Origin of the sequence: Anabaena azotica SJ-1, assembly GCF_047275885.1 — a bacterium.
Classification (GTDB): Bacteria; Cyanobacteriota; Cyanobacteriia; order Cyanobacteriales; family Nostocaceae; genus Trichormus_B; species Trichormus_B azotica_A.
The window spans coordinates 4,471,576-4,495,745 of the sequence record NZ_CP178454.1 but is presented as its reverse complement, the minus strand read 5'-3'; the positions used below and the strand labels follow the sequence as shown (position 1 = coordinate 4,495,745).

General features: G+C 37.7%; 17 protein-coding genes. 7 read left to right on the top strand and 10 right to left on the bottom strand.

The annotated features are described in order from the left end of the window. Nucleotides 1-15 precede the first annotated feature (15 nt). A complete protein-coding gene (locus ACLLO5_RS19610; protein ID WP_413172164.1) occupies nucleotides 16-5,445 on the top strand; it encodes an AAA family ATPase in 5,430 nt (1,809 codons plus the stop codon). Nucleotides 5,446-5,826: 381 nt separating this feature from the next. On the opposite strand, the gene ACLLO5_RS19605 is transcribed toward ACLLO5_RS19610, so the two are convergent. The 4 genes from ACLLO5_RS19605 to ACLLO5_RS19590 all read right to left on the bottom strand — a co-directional run bounded on the left by ACLLO5_RS19605 (nucleotide 5,827) and on the right by ACLLO5_RS19590 (nucleotide 10,253). Further along, nucleotides 5,827-8,022, bottom strand: a complete 2,196-nt coding sequence (locus ACLLO5_RS19605) for an NAD(P)-binding protein (protein WP_413172163.1) — start codon at nucleotides 8,020-8,022, stop codon at nucleotides 5,827-5,829. 98 nt (nucleotides 8,023-8,120) lie between these two features. After that, nucleotides 8,121-9,254 carry an acetoacetate decarboxylase family protein gene (locus ACLLO5_RS19600; protein WP_413172162.1) on the bottom strand — a complete coding sequence of 378 codons (1,134 nt, stop codon included), beginning with the start codon at nucleotides 9,252-9,254 and terminating at the stop codon, nucleotides 8,121-8,123. A gap of 285 nt (nucleotides 9,255-9,539) precedes the next feature. After that, nucleotides 9,540-9,740, bottom strand: coding sequence for a hypothetical protein (locus tag ACLLO5_RS19595; RefSeq protein WP_413172161.1), 201 nt, complete (start codon nucleotides 9,738-9,740; stop codon nucleotides 9,540-9,542). Between the two features lie 18 nt (nucleotides 9,741-9,758). Beyond that, complete coding sequence (locus tag ACLLO5_RS19590) at nucleotides 9,759-10,253, bottom strand: ureidoglycolate lyase (RefSeq protein WP_413172160.1); 495 nt, start codon at nucleotides 10,251-10,253, stop codon at nucleotides 9,759-9,761. 484 nt (nucleotides 10,254-10,737) lie between these two features. Between ACLLO5_RS19590 and ACLLO5_RS19585 the strand changes: the two genes are divergently transcribed. Then, a complete protein-coding gene (locus ACLLO5_RS19585) occupies nucleotides 10,738-12,129 on the top strand; it encodes a response regulator (RefSeq protein WP_413172159.1) in 1,392 nt (463 codons plus the stop codon). 187 nt (nucleotides 12,130-12,316) lie between these two features. Here the strand turns inward: ACLLO5_RS19585 and obgE are convergent, their stop codons facing one another. The 4 genes from obgE to ACLLO5_RS19565 form a co-directional block, all read right to left on the bottom strand. Then, nucleotides 12,317-13,354, bottom strand: coding sequence for a GTPase ObgE (gene obgE / locus ACLLO5_RS19580; RefSeq protein ID WP_413172158.1), 1,038 nt, complete (start codon nucleotides 13,352-13,354; stop codon nucleotides 12,317-12,319). A gap of 105 nt (nucleotides 13,355-13,459) precedes the next feature. Continuing rightward, entirely contained in the window at nucleotides 13,460-14,668 is a 1,209-nt protein-coding gene (locus tag ACLLO5_RS19575) for an RNA-guided endonuclease InsQ/TnpB family protein (protein ID WP_413172157.1), read from the bottom strand. Nucleotides 14,669-14,791: 123 nt separating this feature from the next. Then, complete coding sequence (locus ACLLO5_RS19570) at nucleotides 14,792-14,920, bottom strand: four helix bundle protein (protein ID WP_413172156.1); 129 nt, start codon at nucleotides 14,918-14,920, stop codon at nucleotides 14,792-14,794. A gap of 107 nt (nucleotides 14,921-15,027) precedes the next feature. Beyond that, complete coding sequence (locus ACLLO5_RS19565) at nucleotides 15,028-15,687, bottom strand: Mo-dependent nitrogenase C-terminal domain-containing protein (RefSeq protein ID WP_413172155.1); 660 nt, start codon at nucleotides 15,685-15,687, stop codon at nucleotides 15,028-15,030. 110 nt (nucleotides 15,688-15,797) lie between these two features. Between ACLLO5_RS19565 and ACLLO5_RS19560 the strand changes: the two genes are divergently transcribed. Further along, nucleotides 15,798-16,895 (top strand): glutamate--cysteine ligase, encoded by a 1,098-nt coding sequence (locus ACLLO5_RS19560; protein ID WP_413172154.1) that lies wholly within the window; start codon nucleotides 15,798-15,800, stop codon nucleotides 16,893-16,895. A 125-nt stretch (nucleotides 16,896-17,020) separates the two neighbouring features. Here ACLLO5_RS19560 and ACLLO5_RS19555 read toward each other — a convergent pair whose 3' ends face one another. Together ACLLO5_RS19555 and ACLLO5_RS19550 are read right to left on the bottom strand one after the other, a co-directional pair. Then, nucleotides 17,021-18,850 (bottom strand): peptidoglycan D,D-transpeptidase FtsI family protein, encoded by a 1,830-nt coding sequence (locus ACLLO5_RS19555; RefSeq protein WP_413172153.1) that lies wholly within the window; start codon nucleotides 18,848-18,850, stop codon nucleotides 17,021-17,023. 97 nt (nucleotides 18,851-18,947) lie between these two features. Further along, nucleotides 18,948-19,616 (bottom strand): hypothetical protein, encoded by a 669-nt coding sequence (locus ACLLO5_RS19550; protein ID WP_413172152.1) that lies wholly within the window; start codon nucleotides 19,614-19,616, stop codon nucleotides 18,948-18,950. Between the two features lie 291 nt (nucleotides 19,617-19,907). Here ACLLO5_RS19550 and ACLLO5_RS19545 point away from each other — a divergent pair, with 291 nt between their 5' ends. The 4 genes from ACLLO5_RS19545 (at nucleotide 19,908) to glgB (ending at nucleotide 24,116) form a co-directional block, all read left to right on the top strand. Further along, complete coding sequence (locus tag ACLLO5_RS19545) at nucleotides 19,908-20,201, top strand: hypothetical protein (protein WP_413172151.1); 294 nt, start codon at nucleotides 19,908-19,910, stop codon at nucleotides 20,199-20,201. A gap of 227 nt (nucleotides 20,202-20,428) precedes the next feature. Continuing rightward, nucleotides 20,429-21,097, top strand: coding sequence for a glutathione S-transferase family protein (locus ACLLO5_RS19540; protein ID WP_413172150.1), 669 nt, complete (start codon nucleotides 20,429-20,431; stop codon nucleotides 21,095-21,097). A gap of 31 nt (nucleotides 21,098-21,128) precedes the next feature. Further along, nucleotides 21,129-21,443 (top strand): hypothetical protein, encoded by a 315-nt coding sequence (locus tag ACLLO5_RS19535; protein ID WP_413172149.1) that lies wholly within the window; start codon nucleotides 21,129-21,131, stop codon nucleotides 21,441-21,443. Between the two features lie 381 nt (nucleotides 21,444-21,824). Beyond that, a complete protein-coding gene (glgB, locus tag ACLLO5_RS19530) occupies nucleotides 21,825-24,116 on the top strand; it encodes a 1,4-alpha-glucan branching enzyme (RefSeq protein ID WP_413172148.1) in 2,292 nt (763 codons plus the stop codon). The last annotated feature ends 54 nt before the right edge of the window (nucleotides 24,117-24,170 follow it).

The window sequence follows — 24,170 nt, the reverse complement described above, 5'->3', positions numbered from 1 at the left end:
AGGAGTACGGCTACGGTGAACATTACTGGGTATGAACTTTGCGAGCAACTCTACAATAGTTCAAAAACCTTGATTTATCGGGGTTATCGACAGAATAACCACAAATCGGTAGTTATCAAACTACTCAAAAACCCATATCCTACTTTCCAGGAACTGGTGCATTTTCGCAATCAATATACTATTGTTAAAAATATCAACTCACCCCTAATTATTAAAGTCTATAGCTTAGAATCATATCAGAATAGTTATGCCTTAATCATGGAAGATTTTGGAGGAATTTCTTTAAAAAAATATACTACCAAAAAAGAAAAATCTTTACAGGAATTTTTGCCCATAGCCATTGCCATTACTAATAGTTTAGAAATATTACATCAACATCATATTATTCACAAAGATATTAAACCTAGCAATATTTTAATTAATCCCGAAACCAAAAAAATTAAATTAATAGACTTTAGTATTGCATCTTTACTGCCACGGGAAACACAAGTTCTGTTAAATCCTAATGTTTTAGAAGGCACACTGTCTTATATTTCACCAGAACAAACAGGCAGGATGAATCGGGGCATAGACTATAGAAGTGACTTCTATTCATTAGGTGTAACTTTCTATGAATTACTCACAGGAAAGTTACCTTTTTCATCAGATGATCCAATGGAGTTGGTACATTGCCATATCGCTAAAACCACTTCCCCAGTACATCAAATCAACCCACAAATTCCTACATTAATTTCCGCCATTGTGAGTAAATTAATGGCAAAAAATGCAGAAGAACGCTATCAGAGTATATTAGGTCTAAAATATGATTTAGAAAAGTGCTGGCAGCAGTTAAGAGACACAGGTAAAATAGCAGAATTTAGCATAGCTCAAAGAGATGTAAGCGAAAAATTTATTATCCCAGACAAATTATATGGAAGAGAACTAGAAGTAAAAACTCTGCTTGAATCATTTACCAGAGTCAGCCAAGGGGCAACAGAAATGATGCTAGTTGCGGGATTTTCAGGAATTGGGAAAACAGCAGTAGTAAACGAAGTTCACAAACCAATAGTCAGGCAAAGAGGCTATTTTATCAAAGGAAAATATGATCAGCTTCAAAGGAATATTCCCTTCAGTGCCTTTGTACAAGCATTCCGAGATTTAATGAATCAATTATTAACAGAAAGTCAGGCACAAATTCAGGAATGGAAAAGCAAAATATCAGCAGCATTAGGTGAAAATGGACAAGTAATTATTGAAGTAATTCCTGAATTAGAAAAAATCATTGGTCAACAACCACCAGCAATAGAATTATCAGGAACATCTGCTCAAAATAGATTTAATTCATTATTTCAGAAATTTGTCCGGGTCTTTACAACAAAACAACATCCATTAGTAATGTTCTTAGACGATTTACAGTGGGCAGATTCATCATCATTAAACTTAATACAATTGTTGATGAGTGAATTAAAAGGAGGATATTTATTATTAATAGGAGCATATAGAGATAATGAAGTATCAGCCATCCATCCTTTCAGTTTATGTTTGGCAGAACTCAAGAAAGTAAACTCCATAATCAATACAATTACCCTAGTTCCCCTGAGTAACTATAGCTTAAATCAACTCGTAGCAAATACCCTAAGCTGTGCATTAGATATTTCCAAACCATTAACCAAATTAATCTATCAAAAAACTGAAGGAAATCCATTTTTTAGCACCCAATTTCTCAAAATACTGTACGAAGATGGACTAATTAAATTTGAACGAGAAAGTGGAAATTGGCAATGTGATATTACCAAAATTCAAGAATTATCCCTGTCCAATGATGTAGTAGAATTCATGGCGCAGCAATTAAAAAAACTGCCAGAAATTACACAGAATGTTTTAAAATTAGCAGCTTGTATCGGCAATCAATTTGATTTGACAACCTTGGCAATCGTCTTGCAACAATCAGAAATAGAAGTAGCTGCTTGTTTATGGCAAGTATTACAAGAAGGCTTAATTTTACCACAAAGTGAAATTTATAAATTTTATTTAGGCAATGAAGCACAAGAAATTAAGCAAGATAAATCAATAGCTAATTATAAGTTTTTACATGATCGTGTTCAACAAGCTGCATATTCTTTAATTCCTGAAGACCAAAAACAAATAACACATTACAAAATTGGACAACTGCTGTTAAAACAAATTTCTCCAATCAACAGAGAAGAGAGAATATTTGAACTAGTGAATCAATTAAACTATGGAATAGCCTTAATTTCCCAACAAAATGAACGCAATGAATTAGCCCAACTTAATCTGATTGCTTGCCGTAAAGCTAAAAATGCCACAGCTTATCAAACAGGAAGTGAATATGCCCGCATTGGATTATATTTATTAGGAGAAAATGCTTGGCAGCAACAATATGAAATGTGTTTAGAGTTCCATAATTTAGCCGCAGAATTGGCTTCCTTATGCGGTGATTTTGAAAGCATGGAACAATTCATAGAAGCGGTTGTCAATCAGACGAAATCTTTATTAGAACAGGTTAACGCTTATCGAATTAGAATTTTAGCGAATACCTCTCAAAATAAACTGAATGAAGCGATCGCTACTGGATTACAATTCTTAGAAAAGTTAGGTGTCACCATTCCCCAAACACCTACACAAAATGATATTCAACAGGCAATTACAGAAATTGGACAACTAATCGCAGACAGGAAAATCACTGATTTAGTTGATTTACCCATCATGACCGATAGGGAAAAAACAGCCATTCTTCAAATTAGCGGTAGCATTATCCCCTCTGCTTTCATTTCTAATCCTCCCTTGTTTCCATTACTAAGTGCTAATTCCATTAAAGTATCTATTCAATATGGTAATACATCTGCTTCAGTATATCCTTATGCCTGCTATGGCATCATTGCTTGTAATCTTTTACAAGATATTAATACAGGAGTAGACTTTGGTCAGTTGGCACTTCAAGTTGTTTCTCAACTAGATGCCAAAGCTGTAAAACCAGAAGCATTATTTATAGTGGGATGCTTTATCTGGCATCGAAAATTTCACATTAAGGAAACACTGCCTCTCTTACAAGAAGGTTACACAATCGGCTTAGAAGTTGGCAACCATGAGTTTGCTGGATTTAGCATTCAAGGTTTGTGTCACAATTCTTTGTGGCGTGGTCAACCCCTTCCTGGCTTAGAAGAGGTAAATCGTACATATTGCAATAAGCTAGTACAATTAAATCAATTAACAGCAGCCAATTGGTGTCGGATTTATTGGCAATGTATTTTAAATTTATTGGAGATATCAGATCATCCTAGTATTTTATCTGGAGAAGCTGTAGAAGAAACAATATTTCTACCTCTACTAATAAAAGCTAATGACTGGACTGGTTTATGTTTATTCTATTTATTTAAGCTGATGTTGGGCTACCTATTTGGGGAAATTGAAGTAGCCAAAAACTATGCATTTGAAGCTAGAAATTATTTAATGGGTATTCGTGGAACTTTTAATGAATCACCATTTTATTTCTATGATTCATTGGTTGCTCTATCACAATTGACTCCACAATCAGCAGAAATTTCACAGCTTTTAGAACAGGTGGAACAAAACCAAACCCAATTAAAACTTTGGGCGCATTATGCTCCTATGAATCACCAGCATAAAGTTGATTTAGTAGAAGCTGAAAAATGTAGAGTATTAGGACAAAAAATAGAAGCTATTGACTTATATGACAAGGCTATTGCTGGTGCAAAAGCTAACGAATACATCCAAGAACAAGCTTTAGCTAATGAATTAGCTGCTAAATTCTATCTTGATTGGGGTAAAGAAAAAATTGCCCAATCTTATTTGATTGATGCTTATAACTGTTATCATAATTGGGGTGCTAAGGCAAAGCTTGAAGATTTAAAAAAATCCTATTTTTATTTACTTAAATCTATTATTAATTTACAAATAAATGATATCAGTTTAAAAAATCTTAATGATCTCTTATCTGGCTCTACTAGTGATTCTAGTATTACTAGTACGAATATTTCCGCACAGCTAGATTTAGAAACAGTGACTAAAGCAGCTTTAGCTATTTCTTCGGAAATTCATATTGATCAATTAATTTCTAAGTTAATGCAAGTAACTCTAGAGAATGTCGGAGCAGATAGGGCTGCTTTAATTCTCCAGAAAGAAGAAAATTTAATTTTAGTAGCTGATTGTATCACTTTTCAACAATGTAATTTACAGTTTACTCTAATTAATACTATTCAAAATTTACCCATTAGTATTATAAATTACGTCTATAATAGTAAAGAAAATGTATTAATTAATGATGCTATAAGTGAGAATAACCTTTATTCAGATCCTTATATTATCAAGACTAAACCGAAATCTATATTATGTACTCCCATTCTCAATCAGGGGCAATTTATTGGTATTATTTATTTAGAAAATAGTCTCACTACTGGGGTTTTTACTCCTGAAAGACTGAAAATTTTAAAAATTCTTTCTTCCCAATCAGCTATTTCTTTAGAAAATGCTCAATTATACTCAAACTTGGAAGAAAAAGTTGCTAAAAGAACTAAAGAATTAAATGCTAAAAATCTACAACTCGAACAAACTTTAGATGAATTAAAACGCACTCAAATACAATTAATTCAAACTGAAAAAATGTCTAGTTTAGGACAAATAGTTGCAGGTGTAGCCCATGAAATTAATAATCCCATTAATTTTATTTATGGTAACATTGACCATACCAGTCACTATATCAATGATTTACTCCGCTTAATAAAAGTATATCAACAAGAAAATATTAAGCCTTCACCAATTATTCAAAAAATTACTAAAGAAATAGACTTGGATTTCTTAATTCAAGACTCGCAAAAAATTCTCGATTCGATGAAATTAGGTGCTGAACGTATCAGTAATATTGTCTTGGGGTTACGTAATTTTTCACGGTTGGATGAAGCTAAAATGAAACCTGTAGATATTCATCAGGGAATTGACAATACATTGATGCTTTTACAATCTCGATTTAGAGAAAAATTAGGTAGTGTAGAAAATATAGTTATTAAAAATTATGCACAGTTGCCTTTAATTAATTGTTATGCTTCCCAACTCAATCAAGTATTTATGAACATTCTCAATAATGCTATTGATGCGTTATTTAAGCGTAGCCAACAATCATTACTTATACAACAACAAAATGATCCTATCCAGATTATTATTTGTACTCAATTAGTTAATTCTGACTGGGTAAGAATTTCTTTCCAAGATAATGGTTTAGGAATGAATGAAGAAACTAAAAAACGCATTTTTGATCCGTTTTTTACTACGAAAGATGTGGGTGAAGGTACAGGTTTAGGTTTATCAATTAGTTATCAAATTATAGTAGAAAAGCATGGGGGTAAAATTGACTGTATTTCCCAACTAGGAAAAGGTACGGAGTTTTTAATTGATATCCCTATTAAACAATATAGCAGGAGTCAGGAGTAAAGGGAGCATACCAATTTTGCAAAAAGACAGAATTATCAAATTTTGAATCTCTTCTTTTCTTCTTTCTTTTTGTACTTTGCGTTCTTTGCGGTTAATTCATTCTTGAATGTGACGCATCTTTATACATACAGCAGTTTGCATAGTTAGGGCTTGCTTAATAAAGCTAAAACTTAGATATATCAAGAGTTGGAAGGTTAAAAAGGTGAATCAGATGCAAGGAATAAGCGTTGAAACTACCAAAAATCTATCACTGGATCTGATTCAAGACTATTTTTCTCTTCTTCTAATTCTTCCTCCTGACTCCTGACTCCTGAATTCTGCTGTAATTGGTATTAGTAATTTTAAGACCTTGCCTCCTATCTAGGAGGCATTATTACTCAATTAATCAGGGAAAAACCATTCATCGTTTTCACCAATGATTGATTTATTGTATGCAATCCCAAAACTTTGTTTCAATATTGCTCTGGCACATTGCATAGCAGACATAACCGTAGCCTCAAAACATCCTGAGTTGTAACCATTGTTCACCCAATCTCCAGCTAAATAAAGGTTTCTAAATCCTGATTCATCCACTTTTAGTCGATAAGCTGTACTCCCAGGAACAGACATAACATATCTGTCTGCTGGGTTGATATTGAATCTCCAATACTGAGAATAAAATTTATCACTGCCTTGTTTGTGCAGAGGATCTACTAACAAATCCCAATTCAAACCCTGTGGATTGCTTTTTGTCGTGGCTTTAGGCCACAAATAACCAATATCATTCTCTAAAAAGTTGATTACTGATAGATTAAGATTGTCGATTTCCTTCTGTGGGAAAGTTGGAGGAATTCCAGGATCTGGGATTACCCCTGTAAAGTAAGCAAGGGAGTAGGGGTAATTGTCTCCATTCCAATTCTCACATTTGATTACCTCAGTCATATCAGCGTATACGCTATTTGGCTCAACATAAGAACCTAGAACTGGACTTGGCTTTTTCCAACCAAGCTGGTTCAAAGGTGGTTTCAACCATAATTGACCCCCTTGTGTAGTTACAGTTTTCACTTGAGAAAGCATATCTTGCCACTTTTGTCCAGTAGATGATTTGCTTTCTAAAATTTCTTTGCAAATAAAAGATAAGGGAGAAAGGGAAGTAGATAAAACTGCAATATCAAAATCTTTGCCTTTTTGCAGTATATGAGTTTCCCCTTGCCATGTAGTCCAAAAAGACTCTAAATCAATATTTTCTTCTTGGAGTTTCTCGGCTTGATCATCCACAATCTGGTCATACAGAGGTTTATTTGGCCAACAGTCTAGCCCTTTAACGCTGATCAAAGGTTCGTATTCTGCTGTTTTGAGATCAACTTGCTTCTCAACTGTAATAGCATCAATGGTGTTGTCGCCAATATGTACCTGTTTGACTGTGTGGAAAAAGTTGAATTTTACTCCCCGACGTTGAAGAAGTTTGTAGATTGGCGAAACTATCACATCTGCAAAACCAGCTTGGGCTTTCCACATAATTGCACCATTATACTTAAATAGCACAGTGGTTAAAATTCTAATTGCTACTCCCGCAGCTAGACGTGGATTGCTGATATCACCTTGAGGAAAAGCATAAACAAGCTCATAAAGAACTCTGATAAAACAAGATTGCAAGCTTTCTTCTCTTGCTCCATGTTTTTTCAACCAATCTCGATAATCTAGCTGATCAAGAGTATCTAAGGACTTTTTACCAGAAACAATCTCATCAGCAAATAGTCCGCGAATGTTGGCTAATGCTAAGTCGATCAAAGTTAGTCGCCAACTGGTTTCAAAATTACTATTAGTAATTTTCAATACTTTTTGACTAAATTGCTCCAGAAGTTGCAATATTAGGTTTTGATGGCAAGGTTTTTTACTGTTAATACCAGATGCTGTATCAAGAACCTGAATTAATAAATTTTCAGGATTCAAATTTTCCCATTTTTTCTGCTCACTGAAAAGTTCTTTTTGTTGCTCACCTAAAAGTAGTGCTATTTCCTCTGTAATTTCCATAATTCCAGAGGCTAACAACAATTCGACTAAATCTTTACCCGATTCTAGTACGTTAAATATTGGACAGCTATTTACTGGTTGTTCAATCTTTGTATAAATTTGCAGTACAAATTTAATTGTTGTGAGAATATGCTCCCATAAGCCATCTGTATTTTTATGTTCCCAAGGAACTAATTTATTCTGCGGAAAATTGAACTCTAAAGTTTTCCATTCGTTCAAAAAGTATTCAGTTAAGAAGATATCTGAGTGAGGTTTAAAAGCATCTCCTATTTCTGAAAATGGACCTATTCCTCCCAATTCTTGATAACAAGTATTTAATAGTTTAAAAGCATTGGCATAAAAGCCAAAAAATATGTGTAGACCATGTTCTTCGGCTCGATAATCTGGAGGATTGCTGTCGTACTCTTTGACATTTCTACCAGTAGCACATTTTCCTCCTAATCTCCAGCCTTGTTGGTAAAATTCTATTGAATAGTAGTTTTGCCATCCGGGAATGCTGGTTAGTTCGTAGGCTAATGCTAATCCAGCTATTCCTCCGCCTAAAATCGCTATTTTTTTAGTCATGATTTCACCGTAAAATTGGATGTTTTATTTTGGGAATTGGATATGGGATGTTAGAGATTGATCAAGAATTACCGGTACTAATCTGTTTGTGATTCTTCCTATCTCTTCTGTCTCTCTTCTTCCCAAAGCACTGTGCCATTATCCAGTCGAAAATCAAAATTCAAGTAGAAGCTAAATAAAGGGGTGATCGTTGCTTTATCTGAGTTTGATTCTGATAATCCCAGTTCTTGGCAAATCTTGTGACTCGGATAGTTGAAAATGCTGACTGAAGAATCTGTACTGATTGCTGCTTGGTGAAACTTTGTGACTACCATTGAACTATTTACTATCGCTTTATAACAAGCAATAGATGGATCTTCTACATCCCGAAATTCTTTCAAGCTGATGACATTAACTTTTTCTTCTAGAATGCTAGAGATTAAGTTGAATCCAATATCAAAGTTAGGAATGTTCACTTGTTTGATTTGGATATTTTTGACGATATCGGCAAGGAATGCAGAAAAATCTTGATAGTTGTTACTTTGATTGTTTAGAGATTTTTCAGTTTGAACTTCTACTATTCGTGCTTCTTGCGCTGCTGAATCTGGGCTAAATTTCTTAAATACTAGAGTATCAACTGACAAGAAATCAGCTTTTCCTGGTTGTGATGGAAAAGTGAATTTTGCCAATTGTTTGGGAAAACCGTATATTTCTCTGCCAGAAACTAGAGGTGGGGTATTGTCTACAAATAGATATGACATAAACCAGACTAGTTTCTCTGGTTTAAAGAAAGTTCCAATTTTTGTTCCCATTAATATAGGAACCCAAAAAATGGCTTCTTGCTCTGATACGCTACCTTTTTCATAGTCAGGAGTATTAATAGATTGCAGAGATTTAATATTATTTAATGTCAAAACTACAAATGAAGCGGCTGGGCAGTAAAATTTAGAAGATCCTATATTAAAATATTTGTCACACAGTTTTTGTAAACTATCATATTCAGCCTTCATGACAAAACCGTACATTTCAGTACCTTTAATACTATAGGGTTGATTAAAGGCTTGCTCATCTACCCTTTCAATATACTTTCTATTGGGAGTTTGCTTGCAGAAATGTGTTTTCAGTAGTTGTGAGAAATCTTCTTCAATTTTCTGGCCTTTTAAATCTAGTTCTTGAATTAAAGTCAGGGGATTTTTGTCAATTAAAAATTCCCCAGCAAGAATTTTGCTTAAAGCACCTAATATTACTCTCATCAGAAATCCTCCGACAATATTTATACTATACTCGGAATGAACCAAAATTACATATTCTTATATATCTTACACTTACAGCAGTTTGCTTGCCATATTACCACTCATAAATATCTAAAAGGTTTATAGAGCAAGGTTTGTAGGAGTTAATGCTGTATCTGACTGTTGAACAAAGTGCTGTGGAAACACAAAGATTAATTTCTTAATCAAGTATTAAATTTTGCTTAATTTCGACTTAATAGAGGTTCATCTATCAAGAGGCAAGAAGTTTTGATATGTTTACTATGGCTATAGGTTGCGTGAGGATGTAGGAATTATACGCTTGCCAAGGCGATCGCGCACGTAAAATAATTTTCTCTTTTTTGATAAAATTGGCGATCGCACAGTCACATCTCCAGGCTGCATATAAAAAGATTCCATCGGAATCTCACCACTAGCAATCTTTTCTAGCCCCTCTTCTCGCGCTAGCAGATGAGTTCCTCGCGCCATTTGAAACGTTCTTTGGTATTACACCATCTCAAACGCTAATTGATGACTTTTGATAAAATCATGAGTAAAATGATCGACCACATTCGTATCACTTAATTCCAAATTATAAAAATCCACAAACTCATAGTCAAAATATGGGCCAGCGTGCCAAGTTCCCACCTCTAACTTAATAAAACAATTGCCCGGAATGCGGAAAGCAGCCAGTTCTTCTAAAACCGGATGATCAATATCATTATAAGGTGGACAAACTGCCATTAACCAATCCTTACCTTCCAAAGAACCCAAACATTGAGTACATTTTTCATGACGAGTAATTTTGTAAAACTTCTGTCCTTTATTATGCAATCGCATAATATAAAAACGAGGAATACCATTTTGTAAATTTAAACGTGCATCTTCCTCATTAAAACCCTGACCGTCTCCACTGGGAAATATTACCTGTCCATAACGCTGAAAATTTTCCGGTGTAATCCATTCTGCTTTTAACTGTTGGACTGTATGGGATGCACTCATAAAAAATCCTATTTATAACCTTGAATTAATTATTTCAGAAAACTTATATACAAGCAACCCAATTACTTCTAATCTAATTCATGAGTAGGGTCTGTTACAACTATGCAAGGATTTTGGAGTTTGAAAGAGTGAGGATTAGCCGTAATACACCAAGATATGAGGGGGAGCATCCCTATGAAAGCAAACATCACCGGACTGACCAGAAAAACTTTTTCACCATCTACTATCCAAATCTTATCAAATTTTGATAATGTAAGTTGAATCCTTTCTGGTAGTGGACGTTTATTTCTACTCTGCCAAGCTGTTCTTAAAATAGGTAACAAGTATCTCAATTACTTATCTATCATGAGTTTTACATTAGTTTTGACTTATGCAAATACCACTATTAACAATTTATCCTTTTCCTTAACTTTTCAAACACCCTCTTAGATAGTCACAAAACTACACAATTTTAATGCAAAAATTAGGAGTAAATTAAACAGTCATGGAAAACTTATCATTTAGTAAAAATACTATTTTAATAGTAGATGACAACCCTATAAATTTAGATGTAATATTTAAAGTCTTAGATGAAGCTGGGTTAGAAGTTTTAGTAGCTCAAGATGGTGAAAGTGCGCTGCAAACAATGGAATATGTTATTCCAGATTTAATATTATTAGATATTATGATGCCAGGAATAGACGGATTTGAAACTTGTTATCGTATCAAAAATAATGCGTCAACTTTGGAAATTCCCATCATTTTTATGACGGCTCTTGGTAACACCGAACAAAAAATCAAAGGTTTCAATCTTGGCGCTGTAGATTATATTATTAAACCCTTTCAAAAAGAAGAAGTATTAGCTCGAATTAAAGTTCATTTAGATTTAAGAAATTTGACAAAAGATTTGGCTAATAAAAATCAGCTACTCCAAGAAAAAATTATAGAAAAAACTGTTTTAGAAAAAACCTTGCAGCAATTAAATCAAGAATTAGAAAATCGAGTTGAAGAACGAACATCTCAACTACAAGAGGCTGTAAAAAACCTACAACAAATTCAACTTCAGTTAATTCAAAGCGAAAAAATGTCTTTTCTTGGTCAACTCGTAGCTGGAGTCGCTCATGAAATTAATAATCCAGTAAATTTTATTCATGGAAATTTGAATCATGCTGAAACTTATATTCAAGATTTATTAGAGATTTTTCAACTTTATCAGCAACAATTACCCTCTCCATGTGCAGAGATTACAACTCGTGCAGAGGAAGTAGATTTAGAATATTTAATAGAAGACTTACCAAAGGTGATTTCATCTATGAAGGTGGGGGTAGAAAAAATTCGCCAAATTAGCGTATCTTTAAGGACTTTTTCCCGCGCTGAGAGTACATCAAAAGTCAAAGCTAACCTGCATGAAGGAATTGATAGTGCATTACTAATTCTACAACATAGATTAAAAGCTAATGATAAAGGTCAAAAAATAGAAATAGTGAAAGAATATGGAAATTTACCTTTGGTACTGTGCTATCCTGGACAGATGAATCAGGTATTTATTAATATTATTGCCAATGCCATTCATGCCTTAGAAGATTCATCCCTGAAACGCACATCAGAAGAGATGAAAACGAATCCAAATCAAATTATTATTCACACTGAAATTAATCACAGCCAAAATAGTGCCATCATTCGGATAAAAGATAATGCTTTGGGAATGCCGGAAGAGGTACGCAGTAAAGTATTTGATTATCTATTTACAACCAAGTCTGCCCAAAAAGGTACTGGATTAGGTTTATCCATTAGCCATCAAATTGTTGTAGAAAAACATAATGGTCAGCTAAGTTGTTTTTCAGAAGAGGGTGTTGGGACAGAGTTTATTGTTGAAATTCCTTTAGAGGATGTTTGAAAAGTTTTGGGCGAATATAATAGAGCCTACGGCACGCTGGCGCGTTAGCGGAGCTTTCGCTTTAGCGATACACTACTACACAAGCCAAGTCCACCTGCGTGGACTAACGAAAAATAGGGGGTTTGAAACCCACGAAGGTGGGTTTTGTCTGTGTAGCCGCGACTTCTAGTCGCCAGGGTTCCAAAGATTAACTTCCTATTTCTTGCAACTCATTTGCTTCCACAGCATTAATTTCATCAATCACTCGCCAAATTTCCTGTAACATAGGCTCTAACCCAGTGCGAGTAACAGCGGAAATTATGAAAACAGGTGCATAAGACAGTTGATTTAATTGCCTAGCTAACTCCTCTAAATCAACAGTTTCCCTATCAACAGCATCAATTTTATTCAATGCTAAGATTTGTGGACGTTTTTCTAAACCCCGACGATATGCTTTGAGTTCTTGTTGGATAGTATGGTAATCACCTATTACATCTTCACTTGTCGCATCAATTAGGTGTAATAAAACCCTAGTGCGTTCAATATGGCGCAAGAAATCATGTCCTAAACCGGCACCGTGAGAAGCACCTTCAATCAAACCGGGAATATCTGCAAAAACTGTACCATCACCTGTGGGTTTTCTCACTACACCCAAGTTAGGAATGAGAGTTGTAAACGGATAATCAGCAATTTTTGGACGTGCAGCAGATAAAGATGAAATTAAAGTGGATTTACCAGCATTAGGTAAACCAATAATTCCCACTTCGGCTAACAATTTCAACTCTAAACGTAATACTTTTCTTTCTCCTTCCAAACCAGGAAGTGCATATTCCGGCGCACGGTTGCGGTTACTCAAAAAATGCTGATTTCCTAACCCACCTTTACCACCTTCAGCAATGAGAAAAGTTTGTTCAGGTTTAGTTAAATCACCTAAAATTTCATCGGTTTCCGCGTCATAAATTACAGTACCACAGGGAATTTCGATAATTAAATCCTTTCCTGATGCACCCGTACAATTATTTGATCCTCCACGACTACCGTTGTCTGCTTTGAAAATATGTTTGTATCTAAAATCCAGCAAAGTTTGCAGGTTTTCCACTGCTTTAAAAATTACGGAACCACCCCGTCCACCATTACCGCCAGAGGGTCCACCAGCAGGAACATATTTTTCTCTGCGAAAGGCAACAATACCATCGCCACCTTTACCAGCTTCTACTTCAATTAATGCTTGATCAATAAATTGCATAATTAGTTATTAGTTATTGGTCATTTGTTATTGATTATTGGTTGGTCATTCTGATTTTGGAAAATGACCAATTGAGTTTAGATAGGCATTTAATTGAATGGTGAACTACCCACACTGACCTGACGGTACAGTATGGGCTTCCTGTCCAACAGAAAGCGTAGTAGTAGATTTCTTGCGTCCTCTATTACTGCGACTTACATCTGGGCGACAGGCTGTATCCCCCGTTCCAGAGGTCAAAATTCGTAGTCCCTCATCTCTGAGGTTAATAGCTGCGTTCACATCTCTATCATGCTTTGTCTGGCAGGTTTCGCAAGTCCAGAATCTTACATCTAGTGGTAAACTACCAACTTGATTCAAGCACACATGACAGGTTTTTGAACTGGGAAAAAATCTATCAACTTCCTGATATATTTTCCCTTCCATTTCTGCCTTGTATTTCAGCATGGTGCAGAACATACCCCATCCAACCTGCTGGATAGACTTAGCCAAACAATGATTTTGCATCATGCCTTTAACATTGAGATTTTCGACCACAATAACTTGGTTTTCGTTAACTACCCTACGAGATAGCTTGTGCAGAAAATCCTCACGGCAGTTAGTTATTTTTCTGTGAACTCTAGCAACTTTTTTTCTAGCTTTGATCCGGTTATTAGAACCTTTCTGCTTTCTAGATAATTGTTGCTGTTTAAGTTTTAAATTCTTCTCATGCTTGTTGAGTATTCTAGGATTCTCAAACTTTGACCCATCACTGGTAACAGCAAAATGAGTTAGCCCCAAATCAATACCTATTGCTTTACCATCTTTATTTGATTCTGGTTTGTCTTTGCCATCGTCAAATAGAATAGCTGCAAAGTATTGATTAGAGCAGTTTTTGGATACAGTTACAGTTTTAACTTTCCCCTCAATTGGTCTATGAATTATTGCTGATACGTCACCTATTTTAGGCAGACTTAAATAATTATCAGCAACTTTGACGTTTTGAGGGTACTGTATTGACTGCTGACCATGTTTTGATTTGAATCTAGGGTATTTAGCTCGTTTCTCGAAAAAGTTATTAAAAGCTACTCCCAAATTCAAACAAACCTGTTGCAAGCATTGTGAGTAAGTTAGTGTTAACCACTCATACTCTTTCTTTAACTGCGGGATTATCTTTTTTACCGCGTATCCAGACAAACCCTTGCCAGTTTCTTTGTATGTTTGGTTCATCAAATTCAGACAATAATTCCAAAGCCAACGACAAGAGCCAAAAGCTTGTGCTAGTGACTGCTGCTGTTGGGTATCTGGATATAATCTGACTTTGACAACCTTTAACATTTTAGACTGAAATCAATTTGCTATAAAACACTATAACACAAGACTTGTTCGTTTCCTCATTGATGGTAACTTTTCGTGTGTTGACTTGTTTATCTGTTAACAGATTACGGCTATATGCTTGTCTTAGCCAGTGTTGAGCCTTATATAATGACTTCTTTCTACACCTTCTGCTATATTTGCACCAATGCTATCTGCTGAACGGATGATTTGTTTACCTAATGTATTTTGTGGCAGTGACTTCCATTCGTTCACGATTTTCCAAATCTTATCAGTGCATTTTTCTGATAACTGATATCCATTAATTCTTGAAACCTCCTAGTCTTCATTATCTCACCTAAGCACTGACTAGTAACTAATGATTAAATATATGGTGAAACATCCTCTCCACATTCATCCGCAAGGTAGGAAAGGGCGCGAAACCGTAAACCTACTAATTGTTCATACAATGGGTTAATTTTACACATGGGGGGAATATGAACTATTTTTCGTCCAAATAAGGTGACATCTCTTTCAAAGGGACATTGGGAAGGAATCATTTTACACAAAAACCTGGCTACTCTGGGATCATGAATTTCTAATCCGTCCAACCAGTCTCGCATCGGATGAAGTATGTCTGGTGGATGTGAGGTAGGGGCTTGTCCTTGTTCTGTATTTTCTAGGGTATGACGTAGTGATGTTAAGGCTTTGGTGTCTAGTTCCAATACTTGGCAAAACTTTTGTAAAAGTTCTTCTTCGCTCTTAGAATATATCCCATCTGCGATCGCTACCATCACCGCAGTCCGCAAAAAATTTTCCCCCATTGCTGTACCTTTACCCAATACAGCCACTAATTCCTCTGGTGTAATAATTTCCAGAGAGTCCCAGTCAATACAAGGCGCTAACTCATCTTTGGTAAGATTGGTAATTATATCCTGTTCTTGGACATCAAAATTACCATCAGCCCAAGCAATAGTCAGCAGTCCTCTTAACCAAGCAGCAATTTGTTCACTGCTGTAAGGGTTTTGAACAGCACTTATCATAAAAGCTTCAGCCTCAAATTTTTCTAAATCAATAGTAAGCTACCTTAATCGTCAGTTCTGTGTTAGGATTCCCTTGACAATAATTATTGAGAATAATTTCTATTTACTTTATGTTTTTTTTCGGAATTGAACACGAAGTCGCATTCCTTAACCATGAAGGAAAGTTTGCGGATTTTTCCTGCACAAAATTTGCTGATTTTCACCAAATTGTTGACAATTTACCTCTATACCCTAATGACTACCCACAATTAAGGGTTGGTGATGCTGGTATTAAGAAGAAGCGTTGGTATATTGAGGGGTTTGAAAGATTTGCTGATTCAGAAGAAGTAATTGACTGTCTAGCTAAAGGCATCGAAATCAGAACCACTATTCACTCGACTATTCAAGGTGCAATTGATGAATTAACTACAAGTTTTTCTTTACTGCGTGAGGTAGGGGCAAGTTTTGGATTTTCACCTGTTTTAGTCAGCTTCAATCCTTATACTAGCATTTTTGAACCCCAACCACCATTAAATGATTTTGAAATCCGCCAATTACAAGCTTATCCTGATGAACAAACTGCTTACATTTATATGGTTTCCTATGGACCAGATTTAAATATTTCTGTAGCAGATTTACCTATCGAAAGTGTCATTGATATTGGTCAAAAATTAACTTATTACAGTCCTTATATTGTTCCTTTTAGTTATAGTTCTCCTTTTTATAATGGGAGTTTATGGGAAGGTTTATCAGTCAGGACATTTATCAGAACTGGTAAAAGATCAGCAACACTGGTGTTTGTGGAAAAACCAGAACAATTAATTAAAAGTGTACCTTCCCTAACGAAAATTGCCCGCATTCCAGCAGAAGTAGGACGCATCGAATTTAAAGCCTGTGATAGCTGTGATGATTTTTCTATTTATGCAGGGTTATTAGCATTATTAAAAGGTTTGGCACTAGATAAAACTTTAAATGGTCGAGCTACCATACCCGATGCTAATTTACACCAAATTTCCGCCAAATTAGGATTTGATAATGAAGAAATTTTCCAAAATGCAACTAGGCTTTTACAAGCTGCTGAAAATGCTCTAGAAAATGATCCAGATATCGAATTTTTAACCCCATTAAAATTTATTTTGTCCCACAAAAAAACCAAATCACATCAACTAATTGCAACTTTCCAAAATTTAGGCTCAATAGAAGAAACACTCAAAACAACTTACGTTTAGGGTATTGCACCTAGCTACTTAGTTATTATTCTTTCCCCTCTGCTCCCCTGCTCCCCTGCTCCCTGCTCCCCTGCTCCCCTGCTCCCTGCTCCCTGCTCCCCTGCTCCCCTGCTCCCTGTCACCTGTCACCTGTCACCTGTCACCTTCTTACTCGGAGAAATCTTTTCCAACGGTATGAGGACTTCTATGACGGCTTTAACAATTGGTGCGGCTACGGTTCCACCATAGGCATTTGCACCTTTTGGTTCATCTACTATTGCCAAAACTACATAACGGGGAGCTTCTGCTGGCACAATACCTACAAAACTAGTAATTCTCGCTCCGGGAATATATCCACCGTTGGGACTGGCTTTTTGGGCTGTACCTGTTTTCCCTGCAATGCTGTATCCGTTGATTTTTGATGCTTTACCCGTTCCTTGAGAAACAACAGTTTCCATCATATCTACTACCTTTTGGGCAGTGGTGGAAGAGAAAATTTGGCGTGGTGCTGGTAGGGTCGGTGAATAATGCATTTTGCCTTGGCTATCAATTAGTCCTTGGACTACATGGGGTGTTACCAATTTACCGCCATTAGCTAAAGCGCCGTGCATTTGTACTAGCTGTAATGGAGTCAGAGAAAAACCCTGTCCAAAGGAAGTGGTTGCTGGTTCTATGGTTGAGGATAGAAATTCTTCTTGACTTTTGAGTCTACCACCAACTTCAAATGGCAAATCTGTATCAACTTTTTGCCCTAAACCCAGTTTTTCCAGCCAGTTATAGTAAAGTGTGGGGCGCATACGTTGAATGATTTGTACCATGCCCACGTTGCTAGAAGTTTGTAAAATCTGAGCAATGTTAATTCGTCTGTAACCGTTTCGTTCTGCGTTTTTGATCGTGCGGTCAGCGACTTTAATTGTACCTGGGTCGTTAAATGTATCATCTGGTTTAATCGCGCCATTTTCCAGTGCGATCGCCACATTCAAAGGTTTAAAAGTTGAACCGGGTTCATAAAGATCCGCTACAGTCCAGTTTCTAAACAGTCCAATATCAGATTTAGAGTATTCATTGGCATTATAAGTAGGCTGAGACACCAGGGCTAGTAAGGAACCATCCATAGCATCCATAACAATGACCGCCCCCCGCTTGGCTTGAAACTTATCAACTTGTTCTTTGAGCGCAATTCTAGCAGCCCGTTGTAAGCGATTATCAATAGTTAATTGCAGTTTTAAATCATCAAAATGTAGAAAACCTTCCGGTGCATGATCTGGCATTAGCGCCCCATTACCAGCCCGACTTAGACGCACCGTTTGGCCAGAGCGTTCTAGCAACTTCTCTTGACTATATTCCACCCCAGCCTGACCGCGACGGTCAAGGTTAACATAACCCACCACATTAGCTACTAAATCGTCTTGTGGGTAGAAACGGGAATATTTTTGAATAAATTCTAAGCCATTCAAGCGAAAAGAAATCAGGCGATCGGCAATATTCTCCGCCACACCATCAGCCAGAAGAATCCCACTTCTTTTACTTTGGAATGTCTGAACCAACTTACCAGCATCTTTATTGAGAATGGGCGCAAGTTGTTGTGCCATCGCCTCATTAGATTTATCAAACAGCTTAGGATGGGCGTACAAAGTATACACTGGACGGTCAATAGCCAATATATTGTTATTGCGATCGACCACAGGACGACGAGGCATAAAAGGGCGCAAATTCACCATTTGCTGATTTCTTGCCCTTTGTGTCAACTTTGATCCCTCAATAATTTGCAGCCGATACAAATTTAAAGCTAATCCCAACCCAGCAGCCATCAAAACACCCCAAACTATGAACAGTCGAGACCTCAGACTTGCTGCTGAAACTGTCGTTTTAGGAGTACCATTTCCAGATCCAGTTTGTCTAGAAAACTTCCTCTGCCTTGTAAACTCTAAATTTCGCCAATTTCTGAATTTCGTTCTACTTGGTGACTTTTGCATTGGGGTCTAGGGTATGGGGGATGGGGCATTGGGAATTACTTTCTTTTCCTCCTGACTCCTGATAGGGCAGTGTGGCGATCGCCATACTCCTAACTCATTAATATCCCATAGGTGTGGGAGCTTGAGGTTGTACTTCAGCACTGGGAGTGGTATTGGAGGATGCCGAATTAGGATTAAAAGAAGTCGGTGGCAAGAAAATTGTCCCTCCAGGACTGGGTGATACTAATCCTGCGGCTGGCTGTTCTCCCTCTTCAGCCATTTTGCTAGTTAGGGTAGCATTGGTTGTGTTTAACTGACGCTCATTGCGTTGCAGACTTTGCAGGGTACGGTAAGCTTGACTCCAAAGCTCTTGAGAATATACCGTCCAACCATAAACCACCAATGTTGCAGACACAAATAAAAACGCTGCTACTGACGAATAACGATAAACGGTATACAAGCGTAATAACCACACAGGTGCAGCCCCAGCAGTAGACATCATCGGTAAGCGTCCACCGGACTTTTCAGGAATATTAGCTACTGGTTGCTTCCCAGAGTCCTTAACTAAGTTCGGTTTCACTGCCTCCTTTGTGGGAGAAAATGATAAATTTCTAGAAGGATTCCGTCTTCTCCTGGAGCGTACTGCTGTCGATTCACTTGCTAGTGTAGAGGTGCTTTGAATACGTTGACCCAGGCTCTCAGAGCGCCGCTGATCCGAAGGCAAGGTAGAATCACGCCTGAACCAAGAACTTTTTGTAGAAACTGCCGATTTGCGGGCAACAGCCATAATTTTTGTAAAATGTAGATATTGTCTTTCAGGTTGCTTTATCCTATATCTCTAAGATTATGGCAATGTGGCACAGTCAGAGGCAATACCTGAATATGGTTTCTCCACGTAGATTATTGCCCTAGACCCAGTCCTAACCCTTGATTTTTCAAATTAATCCTGAAGTTTGCCTGGGTCGAAAAAATAGGTTTAAATTTCTAATCTCAAAGCATTTAACAAAAATCAACAAATAAGCTATCGTATTCAACAGGAGCAATATTTTTATTGCCTTTATTTGGTGAAAGAGGAGTTATGAAAACAAAAATCTTCGGTTTGGCTCTCGTTTTAAGTCTCGCTACCATGCTCGGCGCTTGTGAAGGTGGTGGCGAACCTGCTGGTACTGGTACACCCGCTGCAACACCTGGTGCGGGCGAACCTGCTGATACTGGTACTACCCCCAGCACTACCACTGCACCTGAAACTAGCCCTGCTGCGACAACTGCACCTGAAACTAGTCCTGCTGCTAGTCCTGCTGCTAGTCCTGCTGCTAGTCCTGCTGCTAGTCCTGCTGCTAGTCCTGCTGCTACTCCGACTAAAACTCCCTAATAATAGTTAGGACTGCGATACTCACTACATCGCTGTCACCTAATTTGCTCAGGCATCCACTAAACAATTAATAGTACTCTCGGTTTGAGAGTGCTAAGTTTTTGTTTAATTCAAGCAACAACTGTAGGACACGAGAAAAACCGGTTTCTACCGCTTCTCAGTGTCCATATATTAATTTAAACTAGTTGAAACTGGAAAAAATTCCTTTTCTTTAATTAAGTAGCTTTATGTTACTACTGCAATTTAGTACATCTCACTATTGTCGTAAAGCTCGCCTAGCACTAGGCTATAAAGGAATTCGTTACCAGGTAGAAAATCTTACTCCTGGCTTGCATACCCTGAAACTGAAGCCTCTAACTGGTTTGACTACTCTGCCTGTCTTGTTACCCCAAATCGAAGGACAACCGCAAGCTATTGGCGATTCTACCCAGATTTTAAGCTTCCTAGAATCTTATCAGCCAGAACCTACACTATTTTTAACCAACCACAAACAACAAACAGAAGCTTTGATGCTTGAAGATTGGTTAGATGAGAGCATTGGGACAGCAACAAGATTTGTGTATTATCACTTCCGTGCTGATGCAGGAAAACACATTGACCCATCATTATTTAGTCAGATAGTGATTGGTGTGGTTAGGAAACAGTATGGTATTAACAATGCTAGTGTAGAATTAGCTACTAAAAGATTAACTCTAGCCCTGGAAGAATTATCTAGCCGCTGGCAAAAAAGTAAATATTTGGTGAGTGATCATTTAAGTGTGGCAGATATTGCCGCAGCAGCTTTACTGAGTCCTTTAGCACTTATTCCTCATTACCGTCAAGGATATCCATGGTTGTTTGAGCGCATTGTGCAGATTCATCAATTGTGTGGAGAGCAACTACCTCCGGGACTTTAAAAAGTCAAAAGTCAAAAGTCAAAAGTCAAAAATGCACTGTATAAAAATTCTGCTTTTGGGTATTAGTACCACTATTATAGTAGTGTTTAGTAGCCATTGGGGTCAAGCAGTTATAGCATTACCACCGGCGGAAGATATACCAGAGGAGATATTGCGGACAGAGATTATTACCGAAGCGCGATCGCCCATTGATGGTAAACGCCTAACCGCTGCCGAATATGCAGAATTAAAAACACAACTGCAAACAAGTCCACCGCCAAAACTCAACTCCCAAATTCGAGAAAAAATATTTCTGTTACGCTTACGCAAAGCATTACTACAGATTTTCCCGTTTTTAGATATTTAGAAAGCAGGAGGCAGAAGGCAGGAGGCAGGAGGCAGGAGTATGGCTAACGCCACGCTATGCCTACGGCACACTACGTGAACGCTATCAGGAGTTCAGGAGTTCAGGAGTATGGCTAACGCCACGCTTCGCTATCAGGAGTTCAGGAGGATAAGAAGAAAAGAAGAACGAAGAACGAATTAATTTTTACCCTGCTCCCCTGCTCCTCTGCTCCCCTGCTCCTCTGCTCCCCTGCTCCTCTGCTCCCCTGCTCCCCTGCTCCCCAAGAAGATACATTCTGATGTACGATAACCGTGACGACAAAAGTGCAAATAAATGTAAAGAATATATATAGTTATAAAAAACTCAATTTAGTTAATCACCTTATTTTACGTAGGTAGCTTCATGTCCATCAGCGCGATCGCCCCTGAGCAAGTTAACCGTATCGTTTGGAATCAGCATCACGATCCATTTGAAGTACTTGGTTCACATCTCATAGAACAAAATGGGAAAAATGTCTGGGCTGTGCGAGCCTACCTACCAAATGCCAGTGCCGCATGGGTAGTAGTTCCAGAAGACAGAAAAGAATACCCCATGTACACAGTGCATGACCCCCACTTTTTTGAATGCATAATTGAAACGCCAGAACTTACCAACTACCAATTACGGATCAAAGAAGGGGAACATGAGCTTGTCACTTACGACCCTTACGCCTTCCGTTCCCCCCATCTCACAGACTTTGACTTACATCTGTTTGGCGAAGGCAACCATCACCGCATTTACGAGAAACTCGGAGCGCACTTAACAGAAGTAGATGGTATCAAGGGAGTTTATTTTGCTGTTTGGGCTCCCAACGCCCGTAACGTTTCTGTTCTAGGAGATTTTAACCTCTGGGATGGACGTAAACACCAAATGCGGAAAGGACATACAGGCGTTTGGGAATTGTTTATTCCCGAACTCGGTATAGGAGAGCATTACAAATATGAAATCAAAAATTTTGAAGGACATATTTACGAAAAGTCCGATCCCTACGGTTTCCAGCAAGAACCACGTCCCAAAACAGCATCTATAGTCACTGACTTAAATTCCTACACTTGGAACGATGAAAACTGGATGGAAGTGCGGAGGCACACAGACCCCCTCACCCAACCCATTTCTGTCTACGAAGTCCATTTAGGCTCTTGGTTACACGCTGCCAGTTCAGAACCCGCTCAATTACCTAATGGGGAAACTCAAGCAGTCGTTCCCGTTTCTGAACTCAACCCCGGCGCACGCTTTCTTACTTACCGGGAATTAGCAGACAGACTCATTCCTTACGTCAAAGAATTGGGATATACCCATCTAGAATTACTACCAATCGCCGAGCATCCCTTTGATGGTTCTTGGGGTTATCAAGTAACTGGTTACTACGCTCCCACTTCCCGGTTTGGTAGCCCTGAAGATTTCATGTATTTTGTTGACCAATGTCACCAAAACGGCATCGGTGTATTAGTAGATTGGGTTCCTGGTCACTTCCCTAAAGATGGTCATGGTTTAGCCTTTTTTGATGGTACTCACCTATACGAACACGCTGACCCCCGCAAAGGTGAACATAAAGAATGGGGAACCTTAGTATTTAACTACTCCCGTAACGAAGTTAGAAATTTCCTCGTAGCTAATGCCCTGTTCTGGTTTGATAAATACCACATTGACGGAATTCGCGTTGATGCAGTAGCTTCCATGCTTTATAACGACTATTGCCGTAAAGAAGGGGAATGGTTGCCTAACCAGTATGGTGGTAGAGAAAATTTAGAAGCTGCGGATTTCTTACGTCAAGTAAATCACAACATCTTCAGTTATTTTCCTGGAGTGCTTTCCGTAGCTGAAGAATCTACTTCCTGGCCTATGGTATCCTGGCCTACCTATACAGGTGGTCTAGGCTTTAACCTGAAGTGGAATATGGGCTGGATGCACGATATGTTGGACTACTTCAGCATGGATCCTTGGTTCCGCCAGTTCCATCAAAATAATATTACTTTCAGTATGTGGTATAACCACAGCGAAAACTTTATGCTGGCTCTGTCCCACGATGAAGTGGTACATGGTAAGAGCAATATCATCGGCAAAATGCCCGGAGATAAATGGCAAAAGTTAGCTAACGTAAGGGCTTTATTTGCCTATATGTTTGCTCACCCTGGCAAGAAAACCATGTTTATGAGTATGGAGTTTGGCCAGTGGAGTGAGTGGAATGTGTGGGCTGATTTGGAATGGCATTTATTCCAATATGAACCACACCAACAGTTAAAAGACTTTTTCCAGTCTCTCAACCATCTTTACCGTTCTGAACCTGCTTTGTACACCCAAGATTTTGCACGGGAAGGATTTGAGTGGGTTGACTGTAGCGATAACCGTCATAGTGTGGTTTCTTTTGTCCGACGTGCTAAGGATTCTGATGAGTTTATAGTTGTGGTTTGTAATTTTACACCTCAACCCCATTCTCACTATCGCATTGGTGTACCTGAAAAGGGTTTTTATACTGAGTTGTTCAATAGTGATGCTCGTCAATATGGCGGTAGCAATATGGGCAATTTAGGCGGTAAATGGACTGATGATTGGTCTTTACATAATCGTCCTTATTCCTTGGATTTGTGTTTACCACCTTTGGGAGTTTTAATGCTCAAGTTGGATAAACAAAAGACGGCTGAGGTGATGAAGTAAGGGTTTAATTTGTTGAAATAAATTGGTATTTTGTAGGGGTACGGCAATGCTGTA